At 35.9% G+C, this 16,604-nt stretch carries 15 protein-coding genes; 5 read left to right on the forward strand and 10 right to left on the reverse strand.

All coding sequences use genetic code 11. The features are described from left to right. Positions 1-2: 2 nt before the first annotated feature. Positions 3-449: a GNAT family N-acetyltransferase gene (locus B3C16_RS07570; protein WP_121312165.1), complete on the forward strand. Its 447-nt coding sequence runs from the start codon at positions 3-5 to the stop codon at positions 447-449. Here B3C16_RS07570 and B3C16_RS07575 read toward each other — a convergent pair whose 3' ends face one another. The 10 genes from B3C16_RS07575 to B3C16_RS07620 form a co-directional block, all read right to left on the reverse strand. Then, positions 450-1,262, reverse strand: a complete 813-nt coding sequence (locus B3C16_RS07575; RefSeq protein WP_121312164.1) for an OmpA family protein — start codon at positions 1,260-1,262, stop codon at positions 450-452. A 1-nt stretch (position 1,263) separates the two neighbouring features. Continuing rightward, positions 1,264-2,901 (reverse strand): S41 family peptidase, encoded by a 1,638-nt coding sequence (locus tag B3C16_RS07580; protein WP_291130464.1) that lies wholly within the window; start codon positions 2,899-2,901, stop codon positions 1,264-1,266. A 2-nt stretch (positions 2,902-2,903) separates the two neighbouring features. Beyond that, positions 2,904-3,761, reverse strand: a complete 858-nt coding sequence (locus B3C16_RS07585) for a DUF4349 domain-containing protein (protein ID WP_291130467.1) — start codon at positions 3,759-3,761, stop codon at positions 2,904-2,906. A gap of 69 nt (positions 3,762-3,830) precedes the next feature. Then, positions 3,831-4,211 carry a ribonuclease P protein component gene (rnpA, locus tag B3C16_RS07590; RefSeq protein ID WP_121312161.1) on the reverse strand — a complete coding sequence of 127 codons (381 nt, stop codon included), beginning with the start codon at positions 4,209-4,211 and terminating at the stop codon, positions 3,831-3,833. A gap of 16 nt (positions 4,212-4,227) precedes the next feature. After that, complete coding sequence (locus B3C16_RS07595) at positions 4,228-4,641, reverse strand: hypothetical protein (RefSeq protein WP_121312160.1); 414 nt, start codon at positions 4,639-4,641, stop codon at positions 4,228-4,230. 73 nt (positions 4,642-4,714) lie between these two features. Further along, on the reverse strand, positions 4,715-6,604 hold the full coding sequence (locus B3C16_RS07600; RefSeq protein WP_291130473.1) for a M1 family metallopeptidase: 1,890 nt from the start codon (positions 6,602-6,604) through the stop codon (positions 4,715-4,717). A gap of 39 nt (positions 6,605-6,643) precedes the next feature. Next, on the reverse strand, positions 6,644-8,224 hold the full coding sequence (locus tag B3C16_RS07605) for a S8 family peptidase (protein WP_291130476.1): 1,581 nt from the start codon (positions 8,222-8,224) through the stop codon (positions 6,644-6,646). Positions 8,225-8,522: 298 nt separating this feature from the next. Beyond that, positions 8,523-10,970 carry an outer membrane beta-barrel family protein gene (locus B3C16_RS07610; RefSeq protein WP_291130479.1) on the reverse strand — a complete coding sequence of 816 codons (2,448 nt, stop codon included), beginning with the start codon at positions 10,968-10,970 and terminating at the stop codon, positions 8,523-8,525. An 86-nt stretch (positions 10,971-11,056) separates the two neighbouring features. Continuing rightward, positions 11,057-11,488, reverse strand: coding sequence for a MarR family winged helix-turn-helix transcriptional regulator (locus B3C16_RS07615; RefSeq protein ID WP_121312156.1), 432 nt, complete (start codon positions 11,486-11,488; stop codon positions 11,057-11,059). A 24-nt stretch (positions 11,489-11,512) separates the two neighbouring features. Next, entirely contained in the window at positions 11,513-12,370 is an 858-nt protein-coding gene (locus B3C16_RS07620; RefSeq protein WP_121312155.1) for an MBL fold metallo-hydrolase, read from the reverse strand. A 181-nt stretch (positions 12,371-12,551) separates the two neighbouring features. On the opposite strand from B3C16_RS07620, the gene B3C16_RS07625 reads away from it, so the two are divergent. The 4 genes from B3C16_RS07625 to sufD all read left to right on the forward strand — a co-directional run bounded on the left by B3C16_RS07625 (position 12,552) and on the right by sufD (position 16,504). Continuing rightward, the gene (locus B3C16_RS07625) at positions 12,552-12,881 is read left to right on the forward strand and encodes a HesB/IscA family protein (RefSeq protein WP_121312154.1); all 330 of its coding nucleotides are present in this window, start codon (positions 12,552-12,554) and stop codon (positions 12,879-12,881) included. A gap of 9 nt (positions 12,882-12,890) precedes the next feature. Continuing rightward, a complete protein-coding gene (sufB, locus tag B3C16_RS07630; RefSeq protein ID WP_291130486.1) occupies positions 12,891-14,339 on the forward strand; it encodes a Fe-S cluster assembly protein SufB in 1,449 nt (482 codons plus the stop codon). 30 nt (positions 14,340-14,369) lie between these two features. Beyond that, complete coding sequence (gene sufC / locus B3C16_RS07635) at positions 14,370-15,122, forward strand: Fe-S cluster assembly ATPase SufC (RefSeq protein WP_121312152.1); 753 nt, start codon at positions 14,370-14,372, stop codon at positions 15,120-15,122. Positions 15,123-15,187: 65 nt separating this feature from the next. Continuing rightward, positions 15,188-16,504, forward strand: coding sequence for a Fe-S cluster assembly protein SufD (gene sufD, locus B3C16_RS07640; RefSeq protein ID WP_291130490.1), 1,317 nt, complete (start codon positions 15,188-15,190; stop codon positions 16,502-16,504). Positions 16,505-16,604: the final 100 nt, after the last annotated feature.

A 16,604-nucleotide genomic window follows, 5' to 3' on the forward strand; every position in this document is an offset into this window, starting at 1 on the left:
TCATGAATTTAGAATGGAAAATAAAGCGATTTGAAGCACTTTCGACGAATGAACTTTATACTTTGTTACAATTGCGAGCCGAAGTCTTTATAGTGGAGCAAAATTGCGTTTATCAGGATATTGATGGGAAAGATGAGAAAGCACTTCATTTAATTGGCGAGAATAATGGTGAAATTGTTGCTTATGCGAGACTTTTTAAACCAAATGATTATTTTGAACAGGCTTCCATTGGTCGTGTTGTAGTCAAAGAACATTCTCGTTCTAAAAAACTGGGCCATATATTAATGCGTGAAGCTATTCAAGTCATCAAAACCCATTTTGACCAAAGAAAAATAACGATTTCAGCTCAATTATACTTGAAGAAATTCTATGAAAGTCACGGTTTTATTCAAACCAGCGATATGTATTTGGAAGATGATATTCCTCATATCGAAATGAAGAAAGAGTAATTACACTTTTGAAATTACTAATTCTACTCTTCGGTCATATTCTGCACCTTTTCCAAGCGGAACGGTATTGCCATAACCTTTAAAAGTCATTCTATCTTTTGGAATTTTTTTCCAAATTAAATACTTGTAAACTGTTTGCGCTCTGTTGGTAGACAATTGGCGTTTTTTAGTGTCTTTGTCTATGGCTTCTTTTTGGTAAGGCGGTGTGCAACAAACGTGACCTTGGATTTCAAACTTCAGATTTTTGTATTTCATCAAAAGTTTGGCAATTTTATCCAACTCCGTTTTCGATTTAAAGGTCAATTTACTGCTTCCTCTTTCGAATAAAACATTGTCCAAATAAATGTGATCGCCAACGATGTGCTTTTTTTGAATCGTACTGTAAAAACCCGGAATTTCAATTTTAGGTAATGGTTTTAAATTGAGTACTACGTCAACTCGGCGGTTTTTAGAGCGTTTCTCGGGTAGGTTTTCTATAATGTCATCATCGATAAGAATTCTTCCTTTACCTTCAATGGTTACAATGATTTTGCTCTTGATTCCGTTTTCAATAAATTTATTTTGAATTTCTGTAGCTCGTTGGGTTGAAAGCTTAAAATTATAAGCTTCCTTACCAATATCATCGGTATAACCAAAAATCTGGATGGATTCTATTCGGGTGGAATCGGTTTTTTTGATAAAATCTACCACATCTTTAATTTGGATTTCATTCAAAGTAAATTTATCAAAGTCAAAATAAACAGAATGAACTACTTCTTCCTGAGCATGTAAAAAACCGAATAAAAGTAAAGGCAAATATTTAAGTAGCTTCATGTTAAATTTTTAAAATCTTATTGTATTCTGTGGTATTATTTAAGACTCCAATGGCTTTTTTTATTTCTAAATTACTTTTAGCATAATACTGATACAGTCCTTCTTTGTATTGATAACGCTTGATGATTTCATCTAAAATCAATGTTTTAATTTCCCTTTGGTTTTTGTCAATAAGGATTTCTTCACTTTTTTGTAAAGCGGTCAATAGTTGTTGGTATTCTGTATTAATGGCTGAATCTACTTGTTCCTTTTTCGCTTTTTCCAAAGTGTTTTTAAGCGCGATTTCGGTTTCGGTATTGAACTCAATTTTTTCACGTTTCAAATAGGCTTTAAAATCCGAAAAATCTGCATCAGTAATCGTTGGAATTTTATCGCCTAAGGTTGGGTTTTTATAGTAATAATGAGTTACATAATTGAAGATACCGTCATTTTTTTGCAAAGCGTCAGCAATCGAACTGGTTTTGGTTTCTTCGATTTCTACATCAGGTAAAACGCCACCGCCATCGAAAACAGGTCTGCCTTTTTTGGTTTTGAAAGCGTTAAAACTTTTCTCATCGTTGCGTGTTGCTTTACCGGTTTTGTCTTTTTTGTTGTAATTTAAAGCCTGAATACATCTTCCGGATGGCGTGTAATATCTCGAAATGGTCACTTTAACTTGTGTCCCATAAGTCATGTCAATCGGTCTTTGCACCAATCCTTTTCCGAAACTTCTGCTGCCAACAATTACAGCACGATCTAAATCTTGCAAAGCGCCTGAAACAATTTCAGAAGCCGATGCACTTTTACCGTCAACAATTATCACTAAAGGAATTTCAGTATCAATAGGTTCTCGATTAGTTTTATATGTATTGTTGTATTTTTCGTTTTTCGATTTGGTGGTCACGATGATTTCACCTTTGGGCACAAATAAATTGCAAATATTAACCGCTTCATGCAACAAACCACCGGGATTGCCTCGCAAGTCTAGAATGATTTGGGTTGCACCATCAGCTTTTAATTTTTCCAGTGCTTCTTTAGTTTCAGAGGAGGCTTTTTTGTTGAATTGTGATAAGACAATGTAACCGGTTTTATCATCCACTTTTCCATAAAACGGAACGGCCTTGACTTCGACTTCGTCTAAAATTAATTGCGTAGTTAAGGGTTTCCCTTGTCGGAGATACTTGATGTCAACTTTAGTGTTTTTGGCACCTTTTAACAATTGAGAAGCGTCGTCTTTAAAATCGGCAAGCAAGACATCGCCAATTTGGATAATTTCATCACCGGCTTTCAACCCGGCTTTGTCAGCAGGAAATCCTTTATATGGTTCTTTGATAATCAGTTTGTCTTCTTTTCGGGTAATCAATGCACCAATCCCGGTATATTCTCCGGTATTGTTGATTTTGAATTTGATGACATCTTGTTCGTTGAAATAATTCGTGTACGGATCCAAATCGGCCAACATACTTTTAATGGCTTTGTCCATCAATTCTGCCGGATTGGTTTCATCTACATAGTTTTGGTTGATGGTTTTGAAGAGTGTGGTGAATATTTCAATTTGTTTAGAAATTTCGAAGAAATCATCTTTGAAACTTACGCCGACAAAAAGGAATCCGCTCAATACCAACGGTATAATATATCTTTTTCTGAATTGTAAAAACATGCTTATTTATTTTTTCTTTTAAATCTTTTTCTGATCAATAAAATCAAGACAACTAATGTAACAATTACTGGCCAATTTTCGATTAAACCAATAAAGAAATTTGAAATCCCGTTAAAACCTGAAACAATAGCGTTTCCAATTCTTCCACCATAGGAAACTGTAGCTTTTCCTCCTTGGGCAATGGGTTTGTAAAACTCGATGTCTAAAGTGCTCATAGAAACTTTGTTTTGAAGGTAACGTAATCGGCCTTCTTTGGCTTCTATTTCTTCTCTTATTTCGGAAAGTTGCCTTTCAATTTCAAGCATTTCCGAAACTTTATTGGCTTTTTTCAACAGCTCCAAATACCGTGCCTCTAAAACTTTTTTGGTCTTAATTCGTGAAGCCACATCGATATATTCCTCTGTAACATCTTGAGATGAAATATCTTTTTGGTCAAAATACTTTACGCCTTTTGAAATATCGGCTATAAAAGCATCAAAATGCTGGTTTGGAATCCTAATGTTAATCGTTCGGGAAAACTGATAATCGTTATTCGCTTGAGAATCATTTTTGATTAAGGCATTGTATTTCTTAACCGCCTTTTGAATTTGATCGTAAGTTTCTTCCAAGTTATCGGATTGGAAACGCAAATTCCCGGATTTGATGATTTTGGTTTCAATGGCTTCTTCTTTGGCTTTGTCGGGAAGACTCATACTAACAGCATAGTTTTTGACGCTTTCTTCGGCTTCAACAACGGTAGAATCAGCAGCGGCATAATAAGCGTCAGCAGGAACTGCAATATCCATGGTTTCAGCATCACTTTGTTTACAGGATGAAAAAAATAAAATAATCACAGAAAAAAATAGAGAGACTGTTTTCATAATAAAGAGATTTATACTACTAAAACGCAAATAGTTACTAATTTATTGTGCGCCAGAATGATAAATTGATTATTTCTCTTCTGAAATAGTTTTGGCGAATTTTTCAAAAAGCTGTTTGGTTTTCTCTTCAATTTCCTGATAAGATAATTTATCGCTGGTTTGATAGAAGAACATAAAGCAGTATTTTTTGTCCAAAGCAGTTATCAATTGGGTTTTATTTAATCGGTAACATTCTCTTAAAACGCGTTTGAAATAATTACGGTCTACTGCTTTTTTGAAGTATTTTTTGGATACTGAAACGCCCATTTTCAAAGGAATATCTTCTTCGAAATCATGTGCTATATAAACTAAACGCAAAGGATATTTTCCCACTGATTTGCCTTCGGAGAACAACAAATCTATAATGGTTTTGCTTTTGAGTTTTTCAGCCTTTGGATAGGAGAAATCCATTTGGTTTGCGGGTAAATTAATTGGAATTGTAAACGTTGTAAACGAATTTAACTTCGTTGTAATTGATATAAATCTGCATTCGGTTGCTTTCTTTTTTCTTAGTGATAATCAATATTTTGCAATTAGAATACCGATTATCAATACACTCAAACGGAACAATATTGACTTCGTCATTGTCTTCAATTTCACCATAAGCTTTGATTTTAAACGATTGCACTTCGGCAGAATTGATCAGAATCAAATCTTTTTTAGGGTCTAAAGTGATTAAAACATTGGCTTCAACAAAATCTGACCATTCGTTCCAATTTCCGTCACTTTTTTTGTCGGTAAAACTAACGCTGCTCGATTTGAATCGAATAGGTTGGGCATCACTTTTTTGAAAACCAAAGCCAAAAGCCATTAAAAGTAATAGAATTTTTAAATTGTTCATGGTGAAAAATATTTGTGGTAAATCTACAAATTCTATTCCAAAAAAAAAGCGTCTCTACTGAGACGCCTTTGGATTAATTTCTATTTAAAAAAATTATGGTGTTGTTTTCCTTTTTCACATCGGCCATTAAACCACTCGGATCAATAGTGATTTTTTTAATGCTGTTTTTTGGTTTGTTGATAGACATGGTATAAGTTGGAAATGCCCAAGCCCAATCGGGAAGTGTAGTTCTATTTATACTTGGATTCGGGTTTTCTTTTTCAAAACTCATCATGCGCAGCGGTATGTAAAAACTCTCTTGAGTACCATCGTTGTATTCCACTAAAATATCCATTGGCATAGGTATTCTGCCAATTCTTTCCAAAATTACTGTGGTTGAATTGTTGTTTTCGCTTACATCCTTTATCCCAAAATCAATCTTGTTTACGGTTTGTGTCCATTCAGTTAAATACCAATCTAAATTGGCACCTGAAACTCTTTCCGCTGTGCGTTTAAGATCATTTGGCGTTGGGTGTTTGAATTTAAAATCTTCATAATAACGTTTTAAGGTTTTCATGGTGTTTTCTTCGCCAATTAAATAAATTAATTGTGTCCAAAACAATTCGCCTTTATAATAGGAACAAGTGCTGTACACTTTATTATAACCAAAATGATCACCATGTGTGGAAAGCGGCTCTTCTAAACCTGAATTAGCCAAATCCATATAACTTTTGTAAGCGCCGGAAAAAGGGTTTTTAGATTTGGTTTCTGAAATTTCGTTTACGCCTAGATCTTCTAAGAATGACGCACCACCTTCATCCATCCATGGATGTTTACTTTCGTTAGAGGCCAAAACATGTTGGAACCAAGAATGCGCCATTTCGTGCGAAATCACACTATTTACTAATCCGTCAAGTGTACCTTCGCCTAAAACAAGTGTACACATGGCATACTCCATACCGCCATCGCCGCCTTGAATTACAGAATATTGGTCATAAGGATATTTGCCAATAGTTTTGTTGTAAAAGTCCATTAGCTGCACTGTTTTCGGTTGCGCTTTTTTCCAGGTGTCAATGATTTTTGGATTGTTTTTGTATAAGAAATGCAAAGTGGTACCGAAATCAGTTTTTACGACATCATGAAGGTAATTTTTATCGGCTGCCCATGTAAAATCAAGTACGTTAGGCGCTAAGAAATGCCAAGTTAATGTCTTTTGTTTCTTCGGAATATTGACTACAACGCCATTGTCTTGATAGCCGTAACCAATCTCGTTTTTGTTTTGCAGATATCCTGTTCCGCCTAAAATGTATTCTTTATCGATAGTAATTTTGACATCAAAATTGCCCCAAACACTGTGGAATTCTCTAGCGATATAAGGATCAGCATGCCAACCTTCAAAATCAAATTCGGCCATTTTCGGATACCATTGTGCCATCGAAAGTTCAACACCTTCTATGTTATTTCTACCCGAACGGCGTATTTGTACCGGAACTTGCCCTTCAAAATCTAAAGTTAATAAAGTTGATTTTCCGGGTAAAAGCGGTTGAGCCAAATCGACTTCTAAAATGGTGCTGACTTCTTTGGTCGTGGCCAAAACACCGTCTTGTTTAAAATTCGAAATTTTTAAAAAGCCAATCTCATTCGGTTTTAAAGACTTAAGTCGGCTTTCTTTGATTTCCTTGCCTTCTGCGGTTTTGACTTTATGCACCATTCTTCTGTCAGGATCAGGAATGGATTGTAGTCGTGCATCCATTTCACTTCCCGGTTGAAAAGCGTTATTGAATAAATGGTAATAAACCCGTCTTAGAGTGTCCTTAGAATTATTGGTATAAAGCAATTCTTGTTTGCCTTTGTATTGATAGGTTTTGACATCCATCGAAACCTCCATTTTGTAATCAACTTTTTGTTGCCAATAACTATCAGTTTGGGCTATGATTGTTGAGGTGAATAGTAAAACGGCAATAGAAAAAAGTTTGTTTGTCATGCTTTCTGAAAAATTGGAAAGTTTTGCTTCCCGATAAAATTATAATTTTGGTTCTTTTGGAATTTCTTTTGATAGTTCTTCTGCCATTTTCAAAGCATTGTAAGCATTTACGATTTTGCCTGAAACACTTGCTTTTGAAAAGGGTATTTTTTCTTTATTTTCCCCAACATAAACCTCTGAATCTATTGGCGTTCCCGATTGCATGATGATTTGTTTCACTTGGGCTGCTTTGAGATTAGGATAATAAGAACGGATTAAGGCTGCAACTCCGGCTACATTTGGTGATGCCATCGATGTTCCTTGTTGGTACTTGAAATGATAATCTTCAACGGTGGCATAAATTCTAACACCCGGCGCAAAAACATCAACATTATCAGTTCCGAAGTTTGAAAAATTAGCGACTACATTTTCTCCATAATTGTAATTGATAGCCCCAACCTTCATCACATTGTTGACCAATTCATTTTTTTTATCAGCGGTATCTTCCGGATAATTGGGTTCAACATCTACATTTTTCCCATCATTTCCGGCGGCAAGAATAATTAAAACATCCTTGCTTTCGGCATATTTCATGGCGTCCCAAACCCATTCTTTGTGTGGAGAATAGTCTTTTCCAAAACTTCCGTTGATGACTTTGGCACCATTGTCAACGGCATATCGAATCGCTAAGGCGATGTCTTTATCATATTCGTCACCATTAGGAACAGCACGGATTGGCATAATTTCAACATTGGTTGCCACACCATCGCCACCGATTCCGTTGTTTCTGACTTGGGCAATAATTCCGGCAACGTGCGTTCCGTGAGAAGAGTCTTTTCTTTCTTTTGAGTAGACAATATTGTTACCGTATTTTTTATCGTTAATATCTTCCGGATTATCGCCAACCGGTTTTCTTCCGTCGAATTCTTTGTTCAAATTATAGTTCAATCTGTCGTAAACATAATCTTTATATTCTTCCAATTCGGCATGAAATTTTTCGCCGGCATAATCAGCATACGACAACATAATTCTTTTGCTTTTGTACAATTCGTATTTCACAGAAGAGATATCTTTCAAGTCTTCCACGGTGTAATTGTCTTTTTTTAAATGTTCGCGAATTACTTTGTCAGCATCGACTAATAAATCTACCGTTTCTTTCTCCGGAAAAACTTTTTGGTATTCTGCGTCATATTCTTTTTGAGCTCTTTTGTACCTTTCAGAACCATCATCGCCCTTTCTTAAATAGCGAACCAATTCTAAAGTTTCATTGTTTGAATTGCCTAAAAAATTCCATCCGTTAACATCATCAGCAAAACCATTTTTATCATCGTCTTTACCGTTGTTTGGAATTTCTTTTTTGTTGGTCCAAATCACTGATTTTAAATCGGGATGACTGATGTCAACACCAGAATCGATAACTCCGACAATCACTTTATTGCCTTTTTTATTATTTAAAAGTTCAGCGTAAGCTTTGTCAACACTCATTCCGGGAATAGAATCTTTTTCCAAATCAAGATGACTCCAACGTTTTTCTTGTTCTTCAGTTAAAGGGGTTTTTTTATAAGATTTTGTTGGCACTATCTCTTGAGCAGAGAGTGTTACAGTAGCCAATAATAAAAATATATAAGTTAAAGTTCTCATTTTAAATGATTTGATTTTTTAGTTACGGTAAAAATAATTTCTTTTTACACCAACAAAAAAAGGATTAACAATAATTTAGTAACGGTTCAAATATCAAGCCGAAACGGACAGTTGCAAAATTATGTTACTCAAAAATATAAAAAGTCTTGAGGGAAAATAATTTATCTCTTTCAATTTTAGCGAATTTCTGAACTCTTTATTTATCAATTATCCCTTTTCTGGGCTAGCTTTTTGGGTTGTTAATTTGATGTTTTTGATTATGTTCTAAAACAAATGGAAGCGGTTACCTTAAACACAATTATCCGTTTGAAGAGCCGGCTCTTTGTTTGATGTCATCTGCGCCGCCGGTTCTTCGTCGTTGCGGACCGTTGTTTTTACCAAAGTTATAAGTATAAGAAATCGTCGCCACTCGAGTATCTCTGGCCACTTTGAAGTTTTCTTTATAATCTGTAAAAGCGGTACTTGCGGTGGTTTTATTGGTATAAAAAACATCATTTAATGCAAATCTCAAAACGCTGTTGTTCTTGAATTTTTTTTGACAACCGATATTCATAAACCAAATCGGGTCAACATCCATAAAAGCATAAACTTCTCGAGCGCGATAATTTCCGGTCCATTCGGCAGTAAATCCGTTACCGAGTTTGAAACTATTGGTCGAATTAAAATTGCAGGTAAAATTACCCTCGTTTTTGATAGTAGTATTAGCCACAGTTCCTGAGTAATAGCCATAATAAAAATTCAGACTATTGTTCACATTCCACCATTTGTTAATTTCAAGCGGAACGATAGCAAATAAACCAACGATGTCAACGGTGTTGAGGTTTTTATTGGTTTGAATGGTCAGTTGTTGATCGTCTTCGGACGGCGCAATCACTTCAGTAATGTTATCCGTTGTTCTCGAGAAATTCAAAGTGGTAAAGATTTTTTGTTTTAAAACGTGAGTCAATTCAATCGAATGGGTTGATTGAGGCAATAAATATGGGTTTCCTTCTTTGTAAGTTGTCGGATCCAAAAAGAACTTGAACGGATTCAATTGGTCATAACTCGGACGCGAAATTCTTCGGCTGTAATTGAGTTCCAAACTGTTCTTTTCATTTAGAGTATAACTGAAAACCGCATTGGGAAACAATTGAGTGTAGCTATTTTTGAACGAAGTATTATCCACCAATTGTTTTCCGGTAATATTCGTGTTTTCAACTCTTAAGCCGATATTAAAACTCCATTTTTTAAACTCTTTGGAAGTGATTACATAAGCTGCATTGATGTTTTCTTCATATATAAAATGATTGCTTTTGGTTGGATCAAAAACCGGAACGCCCGAACTTTTATCATAGAAAGCCAAATTGTTATCCGCTTTTACATAGCTCGATTTTACACCGGTTTCCAACTTTATATTGTTTTTCAAAACAGTCACGTAATCAGATTTTAGGGCATAAATTTTCAAGTCGCCTTTGATATCGCCATACAATAAATATGGATCTTGAAACTCGCTATTATTCAAATTAAAATAACGCGTTGTAAAATTTTGTTGGGTTTTATTACCATAATTCGCATAATCGAAATCAGTGGTCAATTCTGTACCTAAAGTATCAATGACAAACTTATGGTTAAAATTCACCGAATGATTGTGCCAATGGTCGCGCGAACGGTTTTTGGTTTGAAAACGAGAAGCCAAATTATCAGTTTCATCAAACACATCCGAGCGGTTGCTTCCCGTTGGATTGAATTTATTACTGATGTTGTTGACGATGATTCCGAAAGTATGTTTTTTATTGGCATAAAAATCAGCACCAACTCTAGCAAGGTGATTCCTGAAATTCATCCTCAAAAAGTTGTCTTGCTCATATGCGCCTGTAAAAATGCCGTCTTCGTAAAATTTTCGATCGAGTTGTAAATCATTTAAACCTTCGCGATAAACAAAACTGTAATTTCCAAAAAGATTCACTTTTTTGTCTCGGTAATTCAGACTCAAATTGTTGTTGTTTTTGGCATATTTTCCTTGACCATAAGACGAAGAAATACTGCCGTTCACACCGATTTTTTTGTCTTTTTTCATTTTGATGTTGATGATTGAAGCTCCGGCGGCATCGTATTTGGCTGATGGATTGGTGATGAATTCAATCTTATCAATACTTCCCGAAGGAATGCCGCGTAAATAATTGGCCAGATTCGAGCCGGTCATAGGGGTCGGTTTCCCGTCAATTTGAACCAAAATCCCATTTTTTCCTCTCAAACTAATGTTGTCATTATTATCAACGTTTATTCCGGGCGCTTTTTCCAAAACTTCAAATACACTCGAACCTGTTGAACCAATATTACTGTCCACATTTAAAATCATTTTTCCCTGTTGCCTTTCGATATAAGGCTTTGATTTTGTAATCACGACTTCATCAAGCAAGTTTTCATCAGCTCGAATTATTATGCTTTGAAGAATCAGATTGCTTTTTGCTTCAAACGGATTGCCCAAATGTTTTGTTTTGCCATGGGCAACAATTTTAATAAAATAAGTGCCTTTGGAAACATTTTCAAATTTGAAATCATTGGTTTCTAAAGGTGTTTCGGTTTTAATCAGTTTTTTCGAATCACTTTCTATAAGATAAATAAAAACTGCATTAGCCGAAATGGTCTTTTCAAATGTCAAATTTCCTGATATAGAAATTTTGTCTTCAGTAGTGTTTTGGGAACGCGCCGCAAAGCCTAGCAATGAGCTGGCTATCGCATAAAATAATAAAGTTTTGCGTGACATATTTAAAAAATTTAACTTATCAATAATTGATATATCAAATATGTGTTTTAATTATGTATTTGTTACTTAAGAAAAAGTTAAAAGAATTATTTTTTACAATTGGAGCTGATTTTTTTTAGAATAGAATTTACGCTTTCAATCTCTTCAGCAGTAATGCCTTCTAATGCTTTGGCTCTGTTCTTCAAGACAATCTTATAAACGTCCTCCAAAATTTTTTCTCCCGAAGATGTGATTTTGAGGTTCATTTTTCTTCGGTCGTTTTGGTTAATTTCTCTTTGCAGAAAGTTGGCTTTGACCAGTAATTCTACGATCCGGGTGATGGAAGCATTGTCTTTAAAAACTTTTTCTGCCAATTCGATTTGAGTCGCATTTGGATTTTCTTTGAGACATTTTAAAACCAACCATTGGTCAATGGTGATTTTCAAATCATTAATTTTCAGCTGATTTTGAGCATACATTCTATATGTTTTTATGGCTTCCTCAATGTTGTAAAAGATGACTGAACTCAAATTTTCCATATAGAATTTTTAAAAATGATTTAATTATAAAACGTCTTCTACTTTGAAAACGTTAGCTAAACGAATTCCTTTTTCGGTGTTTTCAACAGTAATAATTTGGTTGTGTGCATCGTGTTCCAACCACAAAAAATAATTATTTTCAACTGCGGCATGGAGAAATTTTGATTTTTCAGGCATGGTCAACAACGGCCGCGTGTCATAACCCATAACATAAGGCAGAGGTAAATGTCCGGCAGTCGGAATCAAATCGGCACAAAAAACGATGGTTTTATCTTGGTATTGAATATGCGGCAACATCATTTTTTCGGTATGACCATCAACATAAAAAATCCCAAATCCCAATTCGTTTGAATGTCCAAAATCTCCTTCCGGTCTTTTGACGAAATTCAATTGTCCGCTTTCTTGCATCGGTAAAATATTTTCTGAAAGAAATGAGGCTTTTTCTCTTGCGTTGGGCTTGGTTGCCCATTCCCAATGGTTGTCATTCGTCCAAAACTTAGCATTCTTGAAAGCGACTTCATAACCCGTTTTGGCGGCGTTCCAATTCACGCTTCCACCACAATGGTCAAAGTGCAAATGCGTCATAAAAACATCGGTCACATCATCGCGATGAAATCCGTATTTAGCTAAAGAACCATCTAAAGAATGACTTCCCCAAAGTGAATAATAGCCAAAAAATTTCTCCGATTGCTTATTACCCATTCCGGTATCAATTAAAATCAGGCGGTTTCCGTCTTCAATCAGCAGGCATCTTGCCGCAATGTCAATTAAATTGTTGTCGTCTGCCGGATTGGTTTTGTTCCAAATGGTTTTAGGAACCACACCAAACATCGCACCGCCATCAAGTTTAAAATTTCCGGCTTCTATTGGATATAGCTTCATTTGTTGAATTTTCTTCGGTTAATCTTGTAAATGGCTTGCAAATTACTAAAAATCTGTCGCTTTTAAATCCTCAAAATCATTTTTTTCTATTCTTAAATTAGTTATAAAAATGCTTTGAAATGCCGTAAAAAAGGATATTTGTGTTAACTTTGCCCTTTATTTAGACAAAATCAAAATAGACATGATCAAAGTTTCAGATTCAGCCAGCAAAAAAATCATCGATATGATGAAAGATGACGGTTTTGACGCTGCCCAAGATTACGTGCGAGTAGGCGTAAAAAGTGGTGGTTGCTCGGGTTTGTCGTATGAATTAAAATTCGACAAAGAACTTGGCGAAAACGACAAAGTTTTTGAAGACAACCATGTAAAAATTGCCGTTGAAAAAAAGTCATTTTTATACTTAGCCGGAACCATTTTGGAGTTTTCAGGCGGATTGAACGGAAAAGGATTTGTATTTAACAATCCAAATGCATCACGAACATGCGGATGCGGAGAATCATTCTCACTTTAGAATAACACTATGGCAAAATATACGGAAGACGACTTAAAAGTCGAACTCGAAAATAAAGAATACGAATACGGTTTCTACACTGATTTAGAGTCGGAGACGTTTCCTATTGGGCTAAACGAAGATATCGTTCGCGCTATTTCTTTGAAAAAAGAAGAACCGCAATGGATGACCGATTGGCGCATCGAAGCGTTTCGCGCTTGGCAGGAAATGATTGAACCGGATTGGGCAAATGTAAATTATCAAAAGCCCGATTTTCAAGCGATTTCTTATTATTCGGCACCTAAAAAAGCTGACCCGAATAAAACTCTTGACGATGTAGATCCTGAACTTTTAGCGATGTACAAAAAGTTAGGGATTTCTTTGGACGAACAGAAAAAAATGAACAATATTGCTATGGATATCGTGGTTGATTCGGTTTCTGTAGCAACAACATTCAAAAAGACTTTAGCCGAAAAAGGCATCATTTTCATGAGTATTTCCGAAGCGATTCGCGAATATCCCGATTTGGTTCAAAAATATTTAGGGACGGTTGTTCCTCAAAAAGACAATTTTTATGCGGCATTGAACTCAGCGGTTTTCTCTGACGGTTCATTCTGTTATATTCCAAAAGGCGTTCGTTGTCCAATGGAATTATCCACGTATTTCCGTATCAACCAAGCCGGAACCGGTCAATTCGAAAGAACACTTTTAGTAGCTGATGAAGACAGTTATGTTTCTTATTTGGAAGGATGTACTGCGCCAAGTCGGGACGAAAATCAATTACACGCTGCCGTTGTCGAGCTTATTGCTTTAGACGGTGCCGAAATCAAATATTCTACTGTTCAAAACTGGTATCCCGGAAATAAGGAAGGCAAAGGCGGCGTTTTCAACTTTGTAACCAAAAGAGGTTTCTGCGAGAAAAACGCAAAAATTTCATGGACACAAGTAGAAACCGGTTCGGCCATTACTTGGAAATATCCTTCAGTTATTTTGAAAGGCGACAATTCAATCGGTGAATTTTATTCGATTGCCGTAACCAATAATTACCAACAAGCCGATACCGGAACCAAGATGATTCATTTGGGTAAAAATACCAGATCAACAATCATTTCTAAAGGAATTTCTGCCGGAAAATCACAAAACAGCTATAGAGGCTTGGTGCAAATTGGCGCTAGAGCTGATAATGCCCGTAACTTCTCGCAATGTGACTCGTTGTTGATGGGTAATAATTGTGGAGCGCATACGTTTCCTTACATCGAGAGTAAAAATTCTTCAGCTAAAATCGAACACGAAGCGACAACTTCCAAAATCGGAGAAGACCAAGTATTTTATTGTAACCAACGAGGCATTCCAACCGAAAAAGCAATTGCGTTAATCGTAAATGGTTTTAGTAAAGACGTACTGAACAAGTTGCCAATGGAATTTGCAGTTGAAGCTCAGAAGTTATTAGAGATTTCACTTGAAGGTTCAGTAGGATAATCATAAATTAGAACAAAACACATTTAAAAAATGTTACAAATAACAAACTTACACGCTAGTGTTGAAGATAAAGAGATTTTAAAAGGAATTAATCTCGAGATAAAAGCCGGAGAAGTACATGCGATTATGGGACCAAACGGTGCCGGAAAAAGTACACTTTCTTCTATCATTGCCGGAAATGAAAATTACAACGTAACTGAAGGTGTAATCCTATTAGAGGGCGAAGACATTTCAGAATTGGCGCCGGAAGAAAGAGCTCACAAAGGGGTTTTCTTATCATTCCAATATCCGGTAGAAATTCCGGGTGTTTCGGTGACCAACTTTATGAAAACTGCCATCAACGAAAGCCGAAAAGCCAACGGAAAAGAAGAAATGCCGGCCAACGAAATGCTGAAACTAATCCGTGAGAAATCAGAATTATTGGAAATCGATCGTAAGTTTTTATCGCGTTCGTTAAACGAAGGTTTTTCGGGTGGAGAAAAGAAACGCAATGAGATTTTTCAGATGGCGATGTTGGAACCAAAATTGGCTATCCTTGACGAAACCGATTCGGGTTTAGATATTGATGCTTTGAGAATTGTGGCCAACGGTGTAAACAAATTGAAAAACGAAAACAACGCGGTACTAGTCATCACGCACTACCAACGTTTGTTAGATTATATCATTCCAGATTTCGTTCACGTTTTAATGGACGGAAAAATTGTAAAATCTGGTGATGCTTCTTTAGCGCTTGAGTTGGAAGAAAAAGGATACGATTGGATTAAACAAGAGCAAGAAGCTTAAAAAGCTCTCTGTTATCTGTTCTCCGTTAAAACAATAACCGACAACCGACAACTGACAACAAAAACATGGAATTAAAAGAAAAACTTATATCCTCATTCATGGCTTTCGAAGAACACATTGACGTTCATTCGGAATTGCACGACGTTCGTACTTCTGCCATAAAAAACTTTGAAAACAAAGGGTTTCCGACCAAAAAAGAGGAAGCTTGGAAATATACTTCGCTGAATGCTATCTTAAAAAATGATTATTCAGTATTCCCAAAACACGAAAATGCTATCGAATTTGCTGAGGTAAAAAAATACTTTTTGCACGAAATCGACACCCATAAAGTGATTTTTGTGGATGGAAAATTCACTTCTTTTTTATCGGCAACGACACATGACGGTTTGGATGTTTGTTTAATGTCTTCAGCTTTAAACAAACCGAAATACAAAATGATTATCGATGAGTATTTCAACAAAATAGCGAGCAAAGAAGAGAGTTTGACAACTTTAAATACGGCTTTCGCCAATGAAGGTGCATACATCAACATCCCGAAAAGCAAAGTAGTAGAAAAACCGATTGAAATCATTTATTTCTCTACCGGAAATGAAAGCGCTTTGATGGTTCAACCAAGAAATTTGGTCATCGTAGGCGAAAATGCGCACGTGCAAATCATCGAAAGACATCAAAGTTTAAATGAGAATCCGGTATTGACGAATTCGGTTACGGAAATTTTTGCCCAAAAACGCGCTATCGTTGATTACTATAAAATTCAAAACGACTTACAATCAGCGAACCTGATTGACAACACTTATATTTCCCAAAAACAAGAAAGCAGGGTTTCGGTACACACGTTCTCTTTTGGTGGCAACATCACTAGAAACAACCTAAATTTTTACCATTTTGGAGAAAGAATCGATTCGACTTTAAAAGGCATTACCATTATTGGCGACAAACAACACGTTGATCATTACACTTTGGTAAACCATGCGACGCCAAACTGCGAAAGTCATCAGAACTACAAAACCATCTTGGCCGGAAGTTCAACAGGTGTTTTCAACGGAAAAATTTATGTCGAAAAAGAAGCGCAAAAAACCGATGCGTTCCAACAAAACAACAATATTTTGTTAGGCGATAAAGCAACGATAAATGCTAAGCCACAATTGGAAATTTTTGCCGATGACGTAAAATGTTCCCACGGTTGTACGATTGGACAATTAGACGAAACCGCCATGTTCTACATGCAACAACGTGGTATTCCTAAGAAAGAAGCCAAAGCGTTATTAATGTATGCGTTTTCGAATGAAGTCATCGAAAGTATCAAAATCCCGGAATTGAAAAAGAGAATTACTAAAATCATCGCTACTAAATTGGGCGTGAATTTAGGCTTTAATTTATAAGTTATAACCGTAAGGGAACCCAAAGTAAAAATTGCAAAGGGCGTAAGTTTGATAAACAACTTTGCGCCCTTTGTGTATTTCTTAGCAAAATTTGCGGTTA

The sequence above is a fragment of the Flavobacterium sp. UBA7682 genome (assembly GCF_002482945.1).
Lineage (GTDB): Bacteria > Bacteroidota > Bacteroidia > Flavobacteriales > Flavobacteriaceae > Flavobacterium.